The 5,614-nt window shown below is 47.9% G+C and carries 1 protein-coding gene, 2 tRNA genes and 3 rRNA genes; all 6 read right to left on the reverse strand.

Features of this window, described 5'->3' with window-relative positions:
• Positions 1 to 21 precede the first annotated feature (21 nt).
• Positions 22 to 131, reverse strand: a 5S ribosomal RNA gene (gene rrf / locus SOM12_RS24045).
• Between the two features lie 152 nt (positions 132 to 283).
• Positions 284 to 3,165 (reverse strand): 23S ribosomal RNA (locus tag SOM12_RS24050).
• Positions 3,166 to 3,297: 132 nt separating this feature from the next.
• Positions 3,298 to 3,371 (reverse strand) — tRNA-Ala (locus tag SOM12_RS24055).
• An 86-nt stretch (positions 3,372 to 3,457) separates the two neighbouring features.
• A tRNA-Ile gene (locus tag SOM12_RS24060) sits at positions 3,458 to 3,531 on the reverse strand.
• A gap of 125 nt (positions 3,532 to 3,656) precedes the next feature.
• Positions 3,657 to 5,170 (reverse strand): 16S ribosomal RNA (locus SOM12_RS24065).
• Together the 16S, 23S and 5S rRNA genes with 2 tRNA genes alongside form the textbook arrangement of a ribosomal RNA operon.
• Positions 5,171 to 5,432: 262 nt before the next feature.
• Positions 5,433 to 5,614 (reverse strand): hypothetical protein (locus tag SOM12_RS24070; RefSeq protein ID WP_320495882.1); only part of this gene is annotated, 182 nt, incomplete at its 5' end.

Below are 5,614 nucleotides of genomic sequence, written 5' to 3' on the forward strand. Positions count from 1 at the left end.
ATTTGGATAGGGTTTTCAAAAGAAAGGCGACGACATACTCTCCCACAAAACTGCAGTACCATCTGCGCAGGCGGGCTTAACTTCTCTGTTCGGGATGGGAAGAGGTGAGCCCCGCCGCAATAACCACCTTAAGGCTATTCGCTGCAAGCAGCTTTTAATCATTAATTATCAATTATAAATTGTTAATTATCAATTAAACAATATCTTAACATACTGAGATAAAGAAACAAACAGGAATTATTTAGAAAGTTTCCTCCCCCCGATTGCCCGGGGGGAAAAGTTTGTGCATAAGCTTACGGATTATTAGTACTACTCGACTATGACATTACTGCCTTTACATCTGTAGCCTATCAACGTGGTCATCTTCCACGATCCTTAAAAGAAATCTCATCTTGTGGTGGGTTTCGCGCTTATATGCTTTCAGCGCTTATCCCTTCCAAACGTAGCTACTCTGCGGTGCCCCTGGCGGGACAACAGATACACTAGAGGTTTGTCCAATTCGGTCCTCTCGTACTAGAATCAGATCCACTCAAATTTCTAACGCCCGCAGTAGATAGAGACCGAACTGTCTCACGACGTTCTGAACCCAGCTCGCGTGCCACTTTAATGGGCGAACAGCCCAACCCTTGGGACCTTCTCCAGCCCCAGGATGTGACGAGCCGACATCGAGGTGCCAAACCCCCCCGTCGATATGAGCTCTTGGGGGAGATCAGCCTGTTATCCCCGGCGTACCTTTTATCCTTTGAGCGATGGCCCTTCCATGCGGAACCACCGGATCACTATGCTCTACTTTCGTACCTGATCGACCTGTATGTCTCTCAGTCAAGCTCCCTTATGCCATTGCACTCTACGCACGGTTACCAAGCGTACTGAGGGAACCTTTAGAAGCCTCCGTTACTCTTTTGGAGGCGACCACCCCAGTCAAACTACCCACCAAGCACTGTCCCCCACATTGCGGGGTTAGGCCTCAGATAAACAAAGGGTTGTATTTCAACAATGACTCCACAACGCCTGGCGACGCCGCTTCAAAGTCTCCAACCTATCCTACACATCATTTATCCAAGGTCAATACTAAGCTATAGTAAAGGTGCACAGGGTCTTTTCGTCCCACTGCGGGTAAACGGCATCTTCACCGTTACTACAATTTCACCGAGCTCATGGCTGAGACAGTGTCCAGATCGTTACACCATTCGTGCAGGTCGGAACTTACCCGACAAGGAATTTCGCTACCTTAGGACCGTTATAGTTACGGCCGCCGTTTACTGGGGCTTCAATTCAATGCTTCTCCGAAGATAACATCTCCTCTTAACCTTCCAGCACCGGGCAGGTGTCAGGCCCTATACTTCATCTTACGATTTTGCAGAGCCCTGTGTTTTTGATAAACAGTCGCCTGGACCTCTTCACTGCGGCCAGCATTGCTGCTGGCGACCTTTCTCCCGAAGTTACAGGTCTATTTTGCCTAATTCCTTAGCCATGAATCTCTCGAGCACCTTAGGATTCTCTCCTCAACTACCTGTGTCGGTTTACGGTACTGGTTCTTATTGCCTGAAGTTTAGAGGTTTTTCTTGGAAGCCCTTAGGCGCACTATCTCTTTGTCCGAAGACTCCGAGTACTATCGCATTTCACCAAGATCTCCGGATTTGCCTAGAGACCCTATAGCTAGGTGCTTTAACGAACTATTCCGTCAGTTCGCGGCGCTTTCATCACTCCGTCACCCCATCACAGCAATAAGAAGTACGGGAATATTAACCCGTTGGCCATCGACTGTCCCTTTCGGGTTCGCCTTAGGTCCAGACTAACCCACAGCTGATTAGCATAGCTGTGGAAACCTTAGTTTTTCGGTGTGCGGGTTTCTCGCCCGCATTATCGTTACTTATGCCTACATTTTCTTTTCTGACCGGTCCAGCATCCCTTACGAAACACCTTCAGCCCTGTCAGAATGCTCCCCTACCACTTGCAAATACATGCAAATCCATAGCTTCGGTAATATGCTTATGCCCGATTATTATCCATGCTCGTCCGCTCGACTAGTGAGCTGTTACGCACTCTTTAAATGAATGGCTGCTTCCAAGCCAACATCCTAGCTGTCTGGGCAGACAAACCTCGTTCTTTCAACTTAGCATATATTTGGGGACCTTAGCTGATGGTCTGGGTTCTTTCCCTCTCGGACTTGGACCTTAGCACCCAAGCCCTCACTGTTATCAATCATTATATAGCATTCGGAGTTTGTCAGGAATTGGTAGGCGGTGAAGCCCCCGCATCCAATCAGTAGCTCTACCTCTATATAACTAAAATAACGCTGCACCTAAATGCATTTCGGGGAGTACGAGCTATTTCCGAGTTTGATTGGCCTTTCACCCCTACCCACAGGTCATCCGAAGACTTTTCAACGTCAACCGGTTCGGTCCTCCACTGTGTGTTACCACAGCTTCAACCTGCCCATGGGTAGATCACACGGTTTCGCGTCTAACACTACTGACTAAAGCGCCCTATTCAGACTCGCTTTCGCTGCGGATCCATGGCTTAACCACTTATCCTTGCCAGCAGCGTTAACTCGTAGGCTCATTATGCAAAAGGCACGCCGTCACCCCACGAAAGGGCTCCGACCGCTTGTAAGCGCATGGTTTCAGGATCTATTTCACTCCGTTATTCACGGTTCTTTTCACCTTTCCCTCACGGTACTGGTTCACTATCGGTCTCTCAGGAGTATTTAGCCTTAGCGGATGGTCCCGCCAAATTCAGACAGGGTTTCACGTGCCCCGCCCTACTCAGGATACCGCTATCCATTACATTTGTTGCCCATACGGGGCTGTCACCCTCTGTGGCGCTCCTTTCCAGAAGCTTCCGGTTCCTCATGCATGAAATGTCGCGGTCCTACAACCCCAGCTATGCCGTAACATAACTGGTTTGGGCTAATCCGCGTTCGCTCGCCACTACTTACGGAATCACTTTTGTTTTCTTCTCCTCCGCCTACTTAGATGTTTCAGTTCAGCGGGTTTGCCCACCTATCGGTGTGCTATGTCTTCAACATAGCGGGTTGCCCCATTCGGATATCTGCGGATCAATCTGTGTGTGCCAGTCCCCGCAGCTTTTCGCAGCTTATCACGTCCTTCATCGCCTCTGAGAGCCTAGGCATTCCCCATGCGCCCTTATTTTGCTTATTGCACCAATCTTGTTAATTAAAACAAGACCGTTTTGTTTTGTCTTTTGCAATAAATTGCAAAAAACGCTTTCTACTTTCTTATTATTTTCTTATCTCAATATGTCAATGAACTTTTATCCGCCTGGGCGAATCAGTGGAGAATAACGGAGTCGAACCGTTGACCTCCTGCGTGCAAGGCAGGCGCTCTAGCCAGCTGAGCTAATCCCCCAATCTAATTATGAATTGTGAATTATGAATTATGAATGATTATTCATAAGAACTCAACTCTAGAATTTCCTTTTTTAAGTCAAATAGTAGTCCCGGGCAGACTCGAACTGCCGACCCCTACATTATCAGTGTAGTACTCTAACCAGCTGAGCTACGAGACTCTGTTTTACTTAATTTTTATCATTTTTTTAAATTAACAGCAAGAGCAATACAATCTCAGATTCCAAACCTTTAGTCCGGCATCTTATTTCCCCAGCGTGCGTTTCCGCTAACACTCGGGCTCTAGAAAGGAGGTGTTCCAGCCGCACCTTCCGGTACGGCTACCTTGTTACGACTTAGCCCTAGTTACCAGTTTTACCCTAGGCAGCTCCTTGCGGTCACCGACTTCAGGCACCCCCAGCTTCCATGGCTTGACGGGCGGTGTGTACAAGGCCCGGGAACGTATTCACCGGATCATGGCTGATATCCGATTACTAGCGATTCCAGCTTCACGGAGTCGAGTTGCAGACTCCGATCCGAACTGTGACCGGCTTTATAGATTCGCTCCTGGTCACCCAGTGGCTGCTCTCTGTACCGGCCATTGTAGCACGTGTGTAGCCCAAGGCGTAAGGGCCGTGATGATTTGACGTCATCCCCACCTTCCTCACAGTTTGCACTGGCAGTCTTGTTAGAGTTCCCGACTTGACTCGCTGGCAACTAACAACAGGGGTTGCGCTCGTTATAGGACTTAACCTGACACCTCACGGCACGAGCTGACGACAACCATGCAGCACCTTGTAAACTGTCTTGCGAAAGATCTGTTTCCAAATCGGTCAGTCTGCATTTAAGCCTTGGTAAGGTTCCTCGCGTATCATCGAATTAAACCACATGCTCCACCGCTTGTGCGGGCCCCCGTCAATTCCTTTGAGTTTCAAACTTGCGTTCGTACTCCCCAGGTGGGATACTTATCACTTTCGCTTAGCCACTGAGATTGCTCCCAACAGCTAGTATCCATCGTTTACGGCGTGGACTACCAGGGTATCTAATCCTGTTCGCTACCCACGCTTTCGTCCATCAGCGTCAATAAATTGGTAGTAACCTGCCTTCGCAATTGGTATTCCATGTAATCTCTAAGCATTTCACCGCTACACTACATATTCTAGTTACTTCCCAATAATTCAAGTCCTGCAGTATCAATGGCCGTTCCACCGTTGAGCGATGGGCTTTCACCACTGACTTACAAGACCGCCTACGGACCCTTTAAACCCAATGATTCCGGATAACGCTTGGATCCTCCGTATTACCGCGGCTGCTGGCACGGAGTTAGCCGATCCTTATTCTCACAGTACCGTCAAGCTCCGACACGTCGGAGTGTTTCTTCCTGTGCAAAAGCAGTTTACAATCCATAGGACCGTCATCCTGCACGCGGCATGGCTGGTTCAGACTTGCGTCCATTGACCAATATTCCTCACTGCTGCCTCCCGTAGGAGTCTGGTCCGTGTCTCAGTACCAGTGTGGGGGATCTCCCTCTCAGGACCCCTACCCATCGTCGCCTTGGTAAGCCGTTACCTTACCAACTAGCTAATGGGACGCATGCTCATCTTTCACCGTTGTGACTTTAATTACAAAATGATGCCATCCTGTAATGCTATGAGGTATTAATCCAAATTTCTCTGGGCTATCCCTCTGTGAAAGGCAGATTGCATACGCGTTACGCACCCGTGCGCCGGTCTCAAGGCCCGAAAGCCTCTACCCCTCGACTTGCATGTGTTAAGCCTGCCGCTAGCGTTCATCCTGAGCCAGGATCAAACTCTTCATCGTATATTTTAATATTATATAATCGATGCTATTTCTATCGGTTCTTTTCGAATCTTGCGATTCTACTGCTCTTATTCTTTTGTTCTGAAATCTCTTTCAGAACGGCTGTCAATTCAATATGTCTACGAACGTAATTCCTTTGTCTTTCGCTTGTCTCTCAAAGCGGGTGCAAAACTAAAACTTCTTTTTGTTTCCTGCAAGAAAAATTTAAAGTTTTTTTTGAGATTTTTTCAATCCCGTTTTCTCTAATTTCCCTCCCAATCTCTCAATGAACTTTCCCTGTTTTGCGGGGTGCAAATGTAGAAAGCATTTTCAAATCTCGCAAGCTTTTTCGAATCTTTTTTTTTGAAAATTTCTTTCCGTCCGATTCTCCTTTCCTGCCAGTATTTCGATGAACGCCTTCGCTGTTGCGGGTGCAAAAGTAGAACCTTTTTCCGCTTACGCAAG

Origin of the sequence: Flavobacterium sp. CFBP9031, assembly GCF_034044945.1 — a bacterium.
Taxonomy (GTDB): domain Bacteria; phylum Bacteroidota; class Bacteroidia; order Flavobacteriales; family Flavobacteriaceae; genus Flavobacterium.